We start from the raw sequence: 12,792 nt of genomic DNA, 5'->3' as shown, positions 1-12,792 counted from the left end.
CACTCGAAATCGCGTTCAGGGCCCGCTTCGGCGGGCCCTTTTCATTTTGCCCGAACGGTTCTCGCGAAAATCGCCAGATCCGCATTTCCTGCTGCTTCCGCCCGCCGCGCCACAATGGTAACAATTGCTTAACCATTGGGAGCGTCGCGAGACCTTGGCTGAACCAGTCCGCACCATAGCCGTGCTTGTCGCCAATCCGGCGCTGAGCTCCATCCTCAGCATGGTGCTGGCTTCGGTGCCGAGCTTCCGGGTCCGCCCGTTCGAATCCGAGCTGGCGCTGGTCACCTATATGCGGCTCGCGCCGGTCGATGTGGTCGTCACCGATTTCGACAGCGCCTCGGCCCGTGCCGACCGGGTCAGCCGTGACCTGCGCGCCGACCAGAGCATCCCGCATCACGACTACCAGGTGATCGCGCTCGCCAGCATGGTGTCGCCCGAAACCAAGGACCTCTGTATCGCCTCGGGCATCGATGAGGTGATCGTCAAGCCGATGTCGCCGAAATACCTGCTCGAACGGGTGCAGTCGCGCATCGCCCGCCGTGCCGCCAGCCTCGCGGGCTACCGGCCGGTCCGCGCCACGACGTCCCGTCGCCCGGATTTCTCGCAGTACGGCAACGTCATTCCGCTATGGACGCGGGAGCGTCCGCTGCCGACGCACTGACAGCCGGGCTCCGCGCCCCCTCATCCGCCCTCCCTCCCAAGTGGACCAATCAGGCTGTTGGCTCAGCCCAGCGTAATAATCGTCTTGCCGAGTTCGCCGCGTTCGACGGCTTCGTGGGCGACGACGATGTCGTCGAGGGTCAGCACGCGGCCGATCTGGTGGGTGAGTTGATTGGCCTCAAGCGCGGCGTTGATGCCGGCGGCGGCTTCGCGGTGGGCCTGGGCAGTCATCACATAGACCAGCACGAACCGGATGGTCGCGTCGAGAAAGATCATCGGCCAGAACGGCAGGGTGGGCTGAGGCACGGCATCGCTGGCATAGGTGGCGACGACGCCGTTGGGCGCCAGGGTCTTGCCAATCAGGTCGAGATTGGCGCCAAAGGCGACTTCGACGAAGCGGTCGACGCCCCTACCCTTGCCGTCGCCCGTGAAGGCAGCAACCCGGGCGGGCAGATCATCAGTGTGGCGGTTGAGGACCAGATCGGCACCGGCCGCAGTGGCTGATGCGGCGGCCTCGTCATTGCCGACCGAGGCGATGACGCGGGCACCACCGAGCTTGGCGAACTGGATGGCGTAGCGGCCGACCGCGCCGGCACCGCCGGAGACGAAGACGGTCTTACCGGTGACCGGACCATCGACGAAGACACAGCGATAGGCCGTCATGGCGGGAATGCCAAGGCAGGCGCCTTCCTCGAAGCTGACGCCATCGGGCAGGTGGACAGCCTTCCAGGCGGGGAGCGTGGTGTATTCGGCGGCTGAGCCGTTCCAGCGGCCAAGCTGGGATTCGTAGAACCAGACGCGCTCACCGATCCGGCTGTCGAGTTCGGGGGAACCCACGGCGACGATCTCACCCGCGCCATCCTGATTGGGCACGACCTTGGGGAAGGCCGGGGCGCCGCTGCCGCTGCGACCCTTGGTGTCGGACGGATTGACGCCCGAGGCGCGGACGCGGATCAGCACTTCGCCGGGCGCGGGTTGTGGCGTGGGCAACTCGCCGACCTGCAATACGTCGCGGGCGGGGCCCTTGGTGGAAAACCAGGCAGCTTTCATTCGCACGTTCCTCTTGTTTCCCAGCCTAGCTAGGTCTTCAATGCATCTGAGAACAGTACGTACAAAGGCAACATGTACTATCATGAATGATAGCACCCCTATCCTGACCCGCCCACGCCGCAGGGCTGGCCGCACCGGTTGTGCGGTAGAAGTGACCCTTTCGGTAATCGGGGGCCTGTGGAAACCGGTGATCCTGTTTCACCTGCTCGACGGCAAACTGCGCTTCAATGCGCTGTGCCGGATGGTGCCCAATGCGACGGCGCGCATGGTGACGCTGCAATTGCGCGAACTGGAGCGTGACGGGGTGATCAATCGCATCGTTTATCCGGAAGTGCCCCCGCGCGTCGAATATGAGCTGACGGAACTGGGCCGCTCGCTCGAGCCGGTACTGCTCAGCATGCGGAGTTGGGGGATGGGCTTCAGCTCGGACGAGGAGCGCGAAGACCTCCATGTCTGCCCCTAAGCGCGCGCTCGCGGCAGTCCGTCTAACGCGCTAGACAGGCTGCCCCTCAGACAGGGGATGACATCAAGCGTGGTTCGAGAGCGTGCTTGCCCTAGGCCGTCACGTTCAGCGCCCAGGCCACCTTGTTCCAGAGATCATCGACATTGTCGGTGAACACCACGACGCGGTCGGCATGGCTCACCGAGTGGCTGAGGATGTCCGTCGCCATGCCGCGCATCGCCTCGAAGGCGCGGTGGTGGTTGAGCAGCACCACGGGCTTGCCGCCGGCGCCGGCGCCGGCTCGCACCCAGGTGCGATAGAGCGCAGCTGCCGAAGCAAGCGAGCCCGGCAGTCCGACAAAACCCTGCGCCAGTTCGCCAACCCGCTTCACCCGCGCCTCTGGGTCGTCGATCCGCTCCACCGGCACTTCGGCCAGCGCGGCGGGCGCCTGGAACGCCGCATCGGCGACGATCAGCACTTCGCCGCCGGCCGCGCGGGCGCTGGTGATCAACGGGATATTGTCCAGCGTCTCGTCGGCGAGGCAGATGATCCGCGCCCCATGCCGTGCCAGGAGCGTGCCGGCCTGCGACATGATCGAGCTGCGCTCGGCATCGCCCGGCCCTTTGTCGGAGGCGAAGACCGCGAGCGCCGGGTGGTTCTGCGCGACGTTAGCGGCCACGGGTGAGGCCACCCAGGATGCCGCGCAGCAGTGCCTTGCCGAGCCCGTTCGCCATGGTGCGACTGAACGAGGTGATGGCGGCTTCGGTCGGCGTCTGCCGGGTCGAACGGCGCGGCTGGGCAGCGCGCTCGGCGCGTTCCTGCGCCGCCGCGGCCTTGGCGTCGGCCTGCGCCTGCTTGGCGTCGAGCTCGGCCTGCTTGGCCTCCGCCTCGCTCGCCTGGCGCTCCTGGGTCTTTTTGGTCAGCACCTCGAAGGCCGACTCGCGATCGACCACCGCGTCGTAGACGCCAGCCACCGGCGAGTTGGCGATCACCGTGCGCCGTTCCTCCGGCAGCAGCGGCCCGACCTGCCCGGAGGGCGGCCGGATCAGCGTGCGACCGACGATCGAGGGTACGCCCTTATCTTCCAGCACCGAGACCAGCGCCTCGCCGGTACCCATCTGAGTGATCACTTCGGCGGTCGAGAAGTCGGGGTTGGGGCGGAACGACTCTGCCGCCATCCGCACCGCCTTCTGTTCCTTGGGCGTATAGGCGCGCAGCGCGTGCTGTACGCGGTTGGAAAGCTGCGCCAGCACGGCGTCCGGAATGTCGGCCGGGTTCTGCGTCACGAAATAGACGCCGACGCCCTTGGAGCGCACCAGCTTGACCACCTGCTCCACCTTATCGACCAGCGCCTTGGGCGCGTCGTCGAACAAGAGGTGGGCTTCGTCAAAGAAGAACACCAGCTTGGGCTTTTCCGGGTCGCCGACTTCCGGCAGCACCTCGAACAGCTCCGACATCAGCCAGAGCAGGAACGTCGCGTAGAGCCGTGGCGCGCGCATCAGCTCGTCGGCGGCGAGGATCGAAACATAGCCCTTGCCGTCGGTGGTGGTGCGCATCAGGTCGCGGATGTCGAGCGCCCGCTCGCCGAAGAACTGGTCGCCGCCCTGCTGCTCCAGCACCAGCAGCGAGCGCTGCACGGCGCCCACCGTGGCCGAGGCGACATTGCCGTACTGCACCGAGATATCCTTGGCGTTGTTGGCGATTTCCACCAGCAGCGCACGCAGGTCCTTCAGGTCGAGCAGCAGCAGCCCGTTATCGTCGGCATATTTGAAGGCGATGTTCAGCACGCCTTCCTGGGTGTCATTGAGGTCGAGGATGCGGCTCAGCAGCAGCGGGCCCATCTCGGAGATGGTGGTCCGCACCGGGTGGCCCTGCCGGCCGAACAAATCCCAGAAGATCACCGGGAACTTGCTCGCCGCATAATCGGTGAAACCGATCTCTTCGGCGCGCTTCACCTGCCAGTCGAGCATCTTGCCCATATTGGCGATGCCCGACAGGTCACCCTTGATATCGGCGGCAAACACCGGGACGCCGGCGGCCGAGAACCCCTCGGCGATCGACTGCAGCGTCACCGTCTTGCCGGTACCCGTGGCGCCGGTCACCAGCCCGTGCCGGTTGCCGTATTTCAGCGCCAGGTACTCCGGCCGGGTGCTTTGGCCGAGATAGATCTTGTCGGGAAGGAGCATGACGCCTCACAGGATTCGATAGCCAGTTGTGGACTCTATAGCGGCGGGGGGATGGGCTGCCAAATGAAAGCGGCCGTTGCCGGCTTGATGCTGGACCGCTCGCACGGCCCCCATCACCGGGTAGAAACCTGGCCCCGATGGGTGTCGGTACGGTTGGATTCAATCCCACATAGCTTGGGGACGGCGCCGGAATCGGCAATTCCCAAACGCCCCCCTACCCCCTTACACTCCCCTCATGCGTATGAACCGCCGTCACATTCTTGCGGGCCTCATCGCCCTGCCGCTGGCTGGCGGTGTTCGGGCGCAGTCGCTCGATTCGACGACCCTGAACCTGGTGCCGGGCAGCCTCGATGATCAGAGCGGCCCGATGCAGGAAGCGCTGCTGCGCGCCGGCGAGGAAGGCCGTCCGCTGTTCCTCGGTTCGGGCAGCTACTACGTGCAGAACCTGCAGGTGCCGAGCAACGTCGTGATTACAGGCATTCCCGGCGGCACCATCCTTGCTGCGGCGGGCGATGCGCCGGTGTTCCGCGTCGCCGGCAGCGCCCATGTCAGTTTCTCGGGCCTCACCTTCACCCGCGGCAATGGCGGGCCGAGCGGCGCCGACCGCGGACTGGTCGAAATCGAGGCCAGCGACCACGTCACCCTGAGCAATTGCAGCTTCATCGGCGGCGCCGCCAACGGCCTCGCGGTGCGCGATGCCGGGGCTGATATCGAGGATTGCGATTTCACCGGCCATGCCCTCGCGGCGATCTTCTCGGTCGATGGCCGCGGCCTCAACATCGTTTCCAACCGCGTCAGCAAATGTGGCAATGGCGGCTTCCTGATCTGGGGCAGCAAGCCGCGCCACGATGGCTCGGTCATCACCGGCAACACCATCGCCGGCATCGGCTCCACCAATGGCGGCAACGGCCAGAACGGCAACGGCATCAACGTTTTCCGCTGCAACGACGTGATCGTCGCCAACAACCAGATCGCTGACTGCATGTTCACTGCGGTGCGGCTCAATTCGACGAGCAATGTCGCTGTCACCGGCAATGTCTGCCGTAACTCGGGCGAAGTGGCGATCTTTTCGGAGTTCGCCTTCTCCGGTTCGGTGATCTCCAACAACATCGTCGATGGCGCCGCCGCCGGCATCTCGATCACCAACCTCGATTCGGGCGGGCGGCTCGCCGTCTGCTCGGGCAATATCGTGCGCAACATCCGCTCGCGCTCCGAGGTCAATCCGGACACCAGGCCCTTCGGCATCTATGCCGAGGCCGAAACCAGCATTTCGGGCAACAGCATCGACAACGTCCCCGGCATCGGCATCCTCGCCGGCCGCGGCACGTTCCTGCGCGACGTGATCATCGCCGACAACGTGCTCTACGCCACCAGCACCGGCATTGGTGTCAGCGTCGTGCAAAACCCCTCCCCCGGGCCCGTCACCATCACCGGCAACATCGTCAACGCTCCGCTCGACCACGCCATCGTGGGTCTCGAGTGGGACACGGTGGTGGTCGAAGACCTGGTGAAAGACGCCGCGAAATACCCGCACGTGACGCTGGCGGACAACTCGGTGAGTGGCTAAAGCCCCGTCGAGGCCTGCGCCACTACGGCCCACTCGCCCGACGCCTGCTGCTTGAAGCAGAGGCCGGAGGCGTAAGGACGGTCGAAGTCGTCGCCGGTGGTTTTGCCGAAACCGACGCCGCCTTCCGGCAGGTGGAAGGCGGTCCATTCGGTCGAGGTCTCGGCGTCGTAGTCGGTGGCATAGAGCAGGCCGGGGACCAGCTTGCCTACGGACTTGCTGCTGTCTTCCATCGTCTCGAACAGCTCGATCTCGCGCTTCACGCCGACGAAGTTGTCGCCACTCGTGTCCAGCGCCTTGGCCGCGCGCTTCACCGCGGCCGGGTCGACCGTTCCGAGCCCATAGGTGCAGATCGCACCCCTCACCGCGGCGTCAGTGCCCCAGGGCTGTCCGTCGGTCAGCGACTGGCCGATGAAATCCAGCTCCATCTTGGTCAGGAACACGCCGATATCGACGTTTGGCGGCAGGTCCCAGTCGCCACCAGCGCTGTTGCCGAGGCCGGCGACCTGCGACTTGGCGCTCTCCCACGGCCCCTCGAGTCTGGTGCCGCGCGGAATCGAGAGATCGAGGGTACCCGTGACGATCGACATCTTCGGCGCCAGCCATTTCCCGATACCGTCGACATCCTTGGCGGCCACCGCCTTCAGCAGTTCGGTCGCTGCCGCGCGCAGGTCGGCCGGGACCTCGACGGTCTTCGCCGGCGAGACCTTCGGCGGGGCATAGGCAGGTCCAGCAAGCGCCGCTCCGCAGAGCAGGGTCGAGGCAACGATAGTCACGACGGCACGGCGCATGCGGGTCTCCGGAGCTGCTGTTGTGGATATTGGACGTCGCCGGGCAGCGCGTCCTTGGTCAGGCCGCCCGCATCTCGCCGACCTCCAAGCCGCGGACATTGCGCACCAGCTGGCGCCCGAACTTTTCCAGTACGGCCCGCTGGCCGGCGTCGGGGTCGGCGAAGCGCAGCAACAGGTTGGCGACCAGCGTCTGGCTCGCCAGCATGTTGCCGTCGTCGATCTTCAGCGCGTAGCCCCAGCCCTTGTCGCGGATGGCGCCACATTGCACGCCCTCGGCGCCGCCCTTCTGCATGACGCGGCCGCCAAATGCCTCCATCACCAGGGTGTCGAGATGGCCGGTGCCGGCGACCAGCAAAGGGTGAGCGGTCGCGGCGTCGAAGATGCGCGTCGCCGCGCTGCCGATCTCCTCCGGCAGCCCGATTCCCGTCGCCATCCTGGCGAAACCGCGGGCAAAGGCCGAGAGCGGCGCGGCCCAGGTGGGGATCGAGCAGCCGTCGGTGCCGCACCGGTCCTCGCTCAGCGGCTCGCCGATCACCGTCTCGACGGCCTTGCGCACCGCCACCTGCACCGGATGACCGCGCGTCACGTAGTCGTGCGTATCGACGCCGAGCGCCCGCGCGACGCTCAGCATGCCGGAATGCTTGCCCGAGCAGTTATTGTGCAACTGGCTCGCCTCCAGCCCGTGGGCGCGCAGCGCCTCGCGCGCCTTGCCGTTGCTCGGCTGGTGCGCGCCGCACTCGAGATCGCCGGCGGCAAGGCCGATGTGACCGAGAAAATGCGTCACGCCCTCGACATGCACATCCTCGCCGTGATGCGAAGCGCAGGCCAGCGCCAGTTCCTCGTCACTCAAGCCGAAGCGGTCGATGGCGCCCGAGGTCACCATAGCCAGCGCCTGCATCGACTTGATGGCCGAGCGCGGAAACACCGGTCGCGAAGTGTCGCCGGCGGCAGCAATGACGTTGCCCTCGGCGTCGGAGATCACAAAGGCGCCGCGATGCCGGTTCTCGACGAAGTTGCCGCGGGTCTGCTCGATAAGGATGGGATTGGCGTCCAAAACTCAGCTCTTCAAAGAAAAAGGCCCGGAGGTTCCTAGGGAACGCGTCCGGGCCGTGAAGTCAATGTTTCGGAGGTCAGTCAAAGGCACGTGTGCATGGGGTAGTCGGGTCGTCACAGGAACCTGCCACGCCGTTTGGAGCAACGCGGCAGGAGACTTGGGGATCAGATGTCCCAGTCGTAGGCCAGCTTCAGGAACTTGGCGTTCACCCAGCCCTTGGTGTCCTGCTGTTCGACGAGGCACCAGTCGGCCCCGCCCTGCGGGGAGATGATGCAGCGCTCGACCCAGACCGAGCTCTTGGGCTCGAACTCGCCGATCTTCTGCGAATAGGAGGCGGGCCACTTCCGGACATTGAGCGTATCCCACTTTTTCACACCGACGATGTGGGCGGGGCTCTCGACGTCATAGCCGGCGGCCATGGCGGGCTGGATGGCGAAAACGGCGGCGCTGGCAATGATCAGACCGGCGAGGGTCGCGACCAGCAGCTTCTCATGGGATCTGTTCATCGTGGCATCCTTTCGGGGGCCGGGTTTCGTTCTGTTGTCCCGACCATGCCCTTCCCCGATTGAACCCCTAGTGAGCCCGTCATTCAGACAGCATTCATCGGCAGGGCAATGTCGCGGCAGCAATAAGGAAAGGGCGGGAACCTTCTCGGTACCCGCCCTTCAATCAGTCGTTGGTTGTCGCTCAGAGAGCGTGGACGTAGAGCACCGCCGAGCTGCGACCGACGATCACGCCAACCACGTCGTCAGCAGCATAGCCGCCCTGGTCCAAGGCCTTGTCCATCTTGTCGTTCTGGGCGATGGCGCTGCGCAGGCTGTCGACGCCGAGCTGCTGCTCGACCAGGTTCTTGTCGACGCAAACCGGCACCACATCCACCGCATCGCGGCCCTTGACGCTACCGATCTGCTTGGCGGTCACCTTGGCGAGGTCGCCGATCTGGGCATCGCAACGCACCAGGCCAGCCACGTTACCCGGGATCTCCGGATCGTCGCCCGGCTTGCCGGGCTGGCAGTTCTTCATGCAGCCTTCCTCGGCGATCTTCGGAATGTCCGGCTGGTCGCAGTTCTTCATACAGCCTTCTTCGGCGATCTCCGGTTCGTCGCAGTCGACGACATTGCAGAACGGATCGAACGGCTCGCCGCCGTCGGAGGTGTCGTCACCACCACCACCGCCGCCACCGCCGCCACCGCCACAGGCGATGCCAGCGCCGCAGTTCATAGCCTGGGCGGGAAGCGTAGTGATGACCGCAAGGCCAAAGGTGGCCACCAGGGCCAGCAGGATGAGTTTCAGGTTTTTCATGATCTCTCTCAACAGTTTGATTGCCCGGCGGCACCCCTGCCGCCGTTCGTCGCGCTCAGCGCTTCGTTGGCGGCGGAAATAGTGCGGGGCGTTTGAACCGCCGCTGATCCGGGCATTCAGAGATCATTCATAGAAACAGCACCCGACGGAGGGCGCCGAATACCTGCACTCGTCTAGCGATGAACGTAGAGATTGACGGTGTCGTCGCCCATCATCTTGACGGCGAACACGTCACTGGCGGAAAAGCCCTTCTGGCGCAACGCAGCGGCCAGCGCTTCGTTGTCGCCGATGGCCGACCGCACCGAGGCGGCATTGCCCTCGGTCCTCAGAACTGAGCGGCCGGGGCAGTATTCAGTGACCCAGACTCGCTGTCGCTCCGTCACGCCTGCGATGTCGTCCGGCGTGACGCGCTTCAGCACGCCAAGGTAGTCATCGCAGACATCGTCATCCTTCTCGATCGGAAGGGCGGTGGCGAGCGCGGGCGGAATCATCGACGCGCCGAGCGCGACGGCAGTAACAGCGCCCAGCATGAGCTTCTTCATCTGGCGGTCTCCTGTGGTTGGCTGCGGCGCCGGGGGCCGCGAATGCACAAACGCCGGTCGGCCCCGCGGCCGATCCGGCGTCAGTTTAGCACCAAGGTGTTGGATCAGCGTCCGAAATTGTGGACGTAAAGGTTGATGGTGTCGTCGCCCATCATCTTGACGGCGTAGACGTCGTCGGCATGGAAACCGCGCTCGGCCAGCAGGTCGGTGAGCACGTCGTTCTTGGCGATGGCGGTGCGGAGATAGGCGGCATTGCCGTCGGAGCGCATCAATGTCGCGGAGGTGCAGAACTCGGTGACCCAGACACGATAATGGCTGTCGACGCCGAGCACCTCGGCGGGCAGCACGCGCTTCAGCGCACCGAGCTGATTGCCGCAAGAGGTGGTGGTGGAGCCGCCCTGAGGACAGCTGGCCTGGCCGCATGGGGTGTCCAGCTGAACCTGGGCCTGCGTCGGTGCGCTTGAGAACGAAGTGAGCATCGCGATGGCGAAGGTCGCGGCGAGAGCGAGCTTGGGCATTTTATCTCCTTGGTCAATGCGGCTAACGCCGCGGGGTGCGAGACATTGCTGCTCGTACGATGGCCAGGAGTTGGGCTCATCACGTTGAACCGGCTCTGATGACGCCGTTCAGATTGGCGACAGGAACGGGCCAACCCGCACCGCATCATCAGAGCCGAGTTGGATCAGCGTCCGAAATCGTGGACGTAGAGGTTGATGGTGTCGTCGCCCATCATCTTGACCGCGTAGACGTCGTCGGCATGGAAGCCGCGCTCGGTCAGCACGTCGGTGAGCACGTCGTTCTTGGCGATGGCGGTGCGCAGGTAGGCGGCGTTGCCGTCGGAGCGCATCAACGTCTCGGAGGTGCAGAACTCGGTGATCCAGACACGGTAGTGGCGGTCGACGCCGAGCACTTCGGCGGGCATCACGCGCTTCAACACGCCGAGCTGGTCGCCGCAATAGGGGTCGCTACCGCCCCCATGGCTGGGACACTGGGGGCCGGCGGTGCATGTATCCCTTGGTTGGGCATTAGCAGGAATAGCAGAGAACGAAGTCAGCATGGCAACCGCGAATGTCGCGGCAAGTGCGAGCTTGGTCATTTCAGTCTCCTGATGTGGGGCGGCGGGGGGTTGGCCCGCACGTGGTAGTCCTTTTCCAATCGAGGGGATCGCGATGAACCGATCCGCCTCCTGACGCTGCAGAGGAGACTGCGCCATCGGCTTTGAACCGGCACTGACGAGTGCGTTCAGCCTCGTGACAGAATGGCCCCAACCCGTGTCGGAGCGTTTCGCCGTTTCAATGAAACGCCAAAAACGCTCCTGGTCACTTTTGTCGTGCTTTCGAACCGGAAAAGTCTGCAACTTTTCCTGAAAGCGCTCTAGGCTTTCGGGCAAATCAGTTTCGGGAGGACGGGAAATGGCCAAGGTTCTGGTGACGGGCGGCAGCGGCAAGCTGGGACGAGCGGTGCTCAAGGACCTGGTGACCAACGGCTATTCCGTCCTCAATATTGACCAGACGCTGCCGAAAGACCCGATCTGCCCGACCGTCCGCATCGACCTCACCGATTTCGGCCAGGTGGCGCAGGCGATCCTTGGCGGCGTCGATGAACGCCACGGCCCGTTCGATGCCGTGGTGCATCTCGCCGCGATCCCGGCGCCAGGTCTGTTCGCCAATAGCCGCACCGTCGCGAACAATGTGCCCACCAGCTACAACGTGTTCGAGGCCTGCCGGCTTGCCGGGGTCAAGAACGTTGTCTTCGCCTCGAGCGAAACCGTGCTTGGGCTGCCCTTCGAAACGCCGCCGCCTTACGTTCCGATCGACGAGGAGTATTTCCCCCGTCCCGAAACCGCCTATTCGCTCGGCAAGCTCCTCGACGAGACGATGGCGGCGCAGTTCTGCCGCTGGGATCCGGAGCTGAAGATCGTCGGCCTGCGCTTTTCCAACGTCATGGATGTCGAAGACTACAAGGCGTTCCCGGCCTTCGACGCCGACCCCAAGCTGAGGAAATGGAACCTCTGGGGCTACATCGACGCGCGCGATGGGGCGCAGGCGGTACGCCGCGGCATCGAGGCCGAGTTCAAGGGGTTCGAGGCCTTCATCATCGCCAACCAGGATACGGTGATGAGCCGTTCCAACATGTCGCTGATGGCCGAAGTGTTCCCCAAGGTGCCGCACAAGCGCGAACTCAGCCAGAACGGCACGCTGCTGTCGATCGACAAGGCCCGCCGCCTCCTCGACTACAACCCGCAGCATAGCTGGCGGAACCACGTCTGATGGCTATCCGGCTCGGCGGGCACGGCTTGCCCATCGGCAGCGAGGATCCCGACGCCTTAGCCCGGGCGCATCGCGATTTCGGCTATGGCGCCGCCTATGTGCCGGAGGTGAGGCTCGACGATCGCGACCGCCTTGTCGCGATCGAGCAGGCGTTTGCCGCCGAGAACATCGTGCTGGCCGAGATCGGCATCTGGCGTAACCTCGTCTCGCCCGATGAAGCGGTGCGCAAGGCCAACCTCGCCTACGCGGTCGAGCGTCTCGCCATCGCCGACGCTGTGGGGGCCGGGTGCGCTGTCAGCTATATCGGCTCGTTTCAGGCTGGCACCGACTATGCCCCAGCGGCCGAGAACATGAGCCCCGAGGCCTTCGACGCCTCGGTCGAAACCGTGCGCTACCTGCTTGATACCGTGAAGCCGACCCGCGCAAAATTTGCGCTCGAGATGATGCAGTATTCCCTGCCGGACAGCGTCGACAGCTATGTCGAGCTGATCCGCGCCATCGACCGCCCGATGTTCGGCGCGCATTTCGACCCGGTGAACCTCATCATGACGCCGCGGGTCTATTTCGATAACGGCGCGCTGATCCGCGAGTGCTTCAGTAAGCTTGGCCAGTGGGTGGTGTCGTGTCACGCCAAGGACATCAAGCTCTATCACCAGGCGGCGTTGCACCTCGACGAGGTGCAGATCGGCGAGGGCGTGCTCGACTATCGCACCTATCTGAGCGAACTGAACCGCCTGCCGCGCGAAGTGCCGCTGATGCTCGAGCACCTCAAGGGCGAGGAGTATGCGGTGGCGCGCGACCGCCTCTTCGCGGTCGGCGATGCCGCCGGTATCGAATTCGCGGTGCGCCCGTGACATTCACTCCTTGGTGATTTGCCGCAATCCGGCCCACAGTGCTGCGTTGCTAGCTTGAACTGATCCCGGACGACTGG

At 64.9% G+C, this 12,792-nt stretch carries 15 protein-coding genes; 5 read left to right on the top strand and 10 right to left on the bottom strand.

The annotated features are described in order from the left end of the window. Positions 1-154: 154 nt before the first annotated feature. A complete protein-coding gene (locus tag ASC68_RS24030) occupies positions 155-661 on the top strand; it encodes a response regulator (RefSeq protein ID WP_156387440.1) in 507 nt (168 codons plus the stop codon). A gap of 62 nt (positions 662-723) precedes the next feature. On the opposite strand, the gene ASC68_RS24025 is transcribed toward ASC68_RS24030, so the two are convergent. Continuing rightward, positions 724-1,710 carry an NADPH:quinone reductase gene (locus ASC68_RS24025; protein WP_055885231.1) on the bottom strand — a complete coding sequence of 329 codons (987 nt, stop codon included), beginning with the start codon at positions 1,708-1,710 and terminating at the stop codon, positions 724-726. 82 nt (positions 1,711-1,792) lie between these two features. On the opposite strand from ASC68_RS24025, the gene ASC68_RS24020 reads away from it, so the two are divergent. Continuing rightward, positions 1,793-2,173, top strand: a complete 381-nt coding sequence (locus tag ASC68_RS24020; RefSeq protein WP_055885229.1) for a winged helix-turn-helix transcriptional regulator — start codon at positions 1,793-1,795, stop codon at positions 2,171-2,173. A gap of 91 nt (positions 2,174-2,264) precedes the next feature. On the opposite strand, the gene ASC68_RS24015 is transcribed toward ASC68_RS24020, so the two are convergent. Beyond that, positions 2,265-2,831, bottom strand: coding sequence for a hypothetical protein (locus ASC68_RS24015; RefSeq protein ID WP_055885226.1), 567 nt, complete (start codon positions 2,829-2,831; stop codon positions 2,265-2,267). After that, complete coding sequence (locus tag ASC68_RS24010) at positions 2,821-4,338, bottom strand: helicase HerA-like domain-containing protein (RefSeq protein ID WP_055885223.1); 1,518 nt, start codon at positions 4,336-4,338, stop codon at positions 2,821-2,823. The genes ASC68_RS24015 and ASC68_RS24010 overlap by 11 nt, the downstream gene beginning before the upstream one ends. Positions 4,339-4,573: 235 nt before the next feature. Here ASC68_RS24010 and ASC68_RS24005 point away from each other — a divergent pair, with 235 nt between their 5' ends. Beyond that, positions 4,574-5,905: a TIGR03808 family TAT-translocated repetitive protein gene (locus ASC68_RS24005; protein ID WP_082528435.1), complete on the top strand. Its 1,332-nt coding sequence runs from the start codon at positions 4,574-4,576 to the stop codon at positions 5,903-5,905. Here ASC68_RS24005 and ASC68_RS24000 read toward each other — a convergent pair. The 7 genes from ASC68_RS24000 to ASC68_RS28820 form a co-directional block, all read right to left on the bottom strand. After that, complete coding sequence (locus ASC68_RS24000) at positions 5,902-6,693, bottom strand: hypothetical protein (RefSeq protein ID WP_055885216.1); 792 nt, start codon at positions 6,691-6,693, stop codon at positions 5,902-5,904. The genes ASC68_RS24005 and ASC68_RS24000 overlap by 4 nt on opposite strands. 58 nt (positions 6,694-6,751) lie before the next feature. Beyond that, positions 6,752-7,747 (bottom strand): asparaginase, encoded by a 996-nt coding sequence (locus tag ASC68_RS23995; RefSeq protein WP_055885213.1) that lies wholly within the window; start codon positions 7,745-7,747, stop codon positions 6,752-6,754. 164 nt (positions 7,748-7,911) lie between these two features. Next, on the bottom strand, positions 7,912-8,253 hold the full coding sequence (locus tag ASC68_RS23990) for an SH3 domain-containing protein (protein ID WP_055885210.1): 342 nt from the start codon (positions 8,251-8,253) through the stop codon (positions 7,912-7,914). A gap of 181 nt (positions 8,254-8,434) precedes the next feature. Further along, positions 8,435-9,049 carry a hypothetical protein gene (locus ASC68_RS23985; protein ID WP_055885207.1) on the bottom strand — a complete coding sequence of 205 codons (615 nt, stop codon included), beginning with the start codon at positions 9,047-9,049 and terminating at the stop codon, positions 8,435-8,437. A 173-nt stretch (positions 9,050-9,222) separates the two neighbouring features. Continuing rightward, complete coding sequence (locus ASC68_RS23980; protein WP_055885205.1) at positions 9,223-9,591, bottom strand: hypothetical protein; 369 nt, start codon at positions 9,589-9,591, stop codon at positions 9,223-9,225. Positions 9,592-9,695: 104 nt separating this feature from the next. Further along, on the bottom strand, positions 9,696-10,109 hold the full coding sequence (locus tag ASC68_RS23975; RefSeq protein WP_055885202.1) for a hypothetical protein: 414 nt from the start codon (positions 10,107-10,109) through the stop codon (positions 9,696-9,698). Between the two features lie 164 nt (positions 10,110-10,273). After that, positions 10,274-10,687: a hypothetical protein gene (locus ASC68_RS28820; protein ID WP_156384561.1), complete on the bottom strand. Its 414-nt coding sequence runs from the start codon at positions 10,685-10,687 to the stop codon at positions 10,274-10,276. Between the two features lie 316 nt (positions 10,688-11,003). On the opposite strand from ASC68_RS28820, the gene ASC68_RS23965 reads away from it, so the two are divergent. Further along, complete coding sequence (locus ASC68_RS23965; protein WP_055885196.1) at positions 11,004-11,861, top strand: NAD(P)-dependent oxidoreductase; 858 nt, start codon at positions 11,004-11,006, stop codon at positions 11,859-11,861. Then, positions 11,861-12,715 (top strand): sugar phosphate isomerase/epimerase, encoded by an 855-nt coding sequence (locus tag ASC68_RS23960; protein WP_055885193.1) that lies wholly within the window; start codon positions 11,861-11,863, stop codon positions 12,713-12,715. The genes ASC68_RS23965 and ASC68_RS23960 overlap by 1 nt, the downstream gene beginning before the upstream one ends. Positions 12,716-12,792: the final 77 nt, after the last annotated feature.

The sequence above is a fragment of the Devosia sp. Root105 genome, assembly GCF_001424865.1.
GTDB lineage: Bacteria > Pseudomonadota > Alphaproteobacteria > Rhizobiales > Devosiaceae > Devosia_A.
Note: the sequence above shows the minus strand (reverse complement) of the source record. Positions and strands in the feature narration are given on the sequence as shown.

What these genes read in the sequence shown, in the direction of transcription:
- ASC68_RS23965 (WP_055885196.1), top strand. Translation starts at nt 11,004, where the DNA reads ATGGCCAAGGTTCTGGTGACGGGCGGCAGCGGCAAGCTGGGACGAGCG.
- ASC68_RS28820 (WP_156384561.1), bottom strand. Translation starts at nt 10,687, where the DNA reads ATGACCAAGCTCGCACTTGCCGCGACATTCGCGGTTGCCATGCTGACT.
- ASC68_RS23990 (WP_055885210.1), bottom strand. Translation starts at nt 8,253, where the DNA reads ATGAACAGATCCCATGAGAAGCTGCTGGTCGCGACCCTCGCCGGTCTG.
- ASC68_RS23975 (WP_055885202.1), bottom strand. Translation starts at nt 10,109, where the DNA reads ATGCCCAAGCTCGCTCTCGCCGCGACCTTCGCCATCGCGATGCTCACT.
- ASC68_RS24020 (WP_055885229.1), top strand. Translation starts at nt 1,793, where the DNA reads ATGAATGATAGCACCCCTATCCTGACCCGCCCACGCCGCAGGGCTGGC.
- ASC68_RS24010 (WP_055885223.1), bottom strand. Translation starts at nt 4,338, where the DNA reads ATGCTCCTTCCCGACAAGATCTATCTCGGCCAAAGCACCCGGCCGGAG.
- ASC68_RS24000 (WP_055885216.1), bottom strand. Translation starts at nt 6,693, where the DNA reads ATGCGCCGTGCCGTCGTGACTATCGTTGCCTCGACCCTGCTCTGCGGA.
- ASC68_RS24005 (WP_082528435.1), top strand. Translation starts at nt 4,574, where the DNA reads ATGCGTATGAACCGCCGTCACATTCTTGCGGGCCTCATCGCCCTGCCG.
- ASC68_RS23985 (WP_055885207.1), bottom strand. Translation starts at nt 9,049, where the DNA reads ATGAAAAACCTGAAACTCATCCTGCTGGCCCTGGTGGCCACCTTTGGC.
- ASC68_RS24025 (WP_055885231.1), bottom strand. Translation starts at nt 1,710, where the DNA reads ATGAAAGCTGCCTGGTTTTCCACCAAGGGCCCCGCCCGCGACGTATTG.
- ASC68_RS23960 (WP_055885193.1), top strand. Translation starts at nt 11,861, where the DNA reads ATGGCTATCCGGCTCGGCGGGCACGGCTTGCCCATCGGCAGCGAGGAT.
- ASC68_RS23980 (WP_055885205.1), bottom strand. Translation starts at nt 9,591, where the DNA reads ATGAAGAAGCTCATGCTGGGCGCTGTTACTGCCGTCGCGCTCGGCGCG.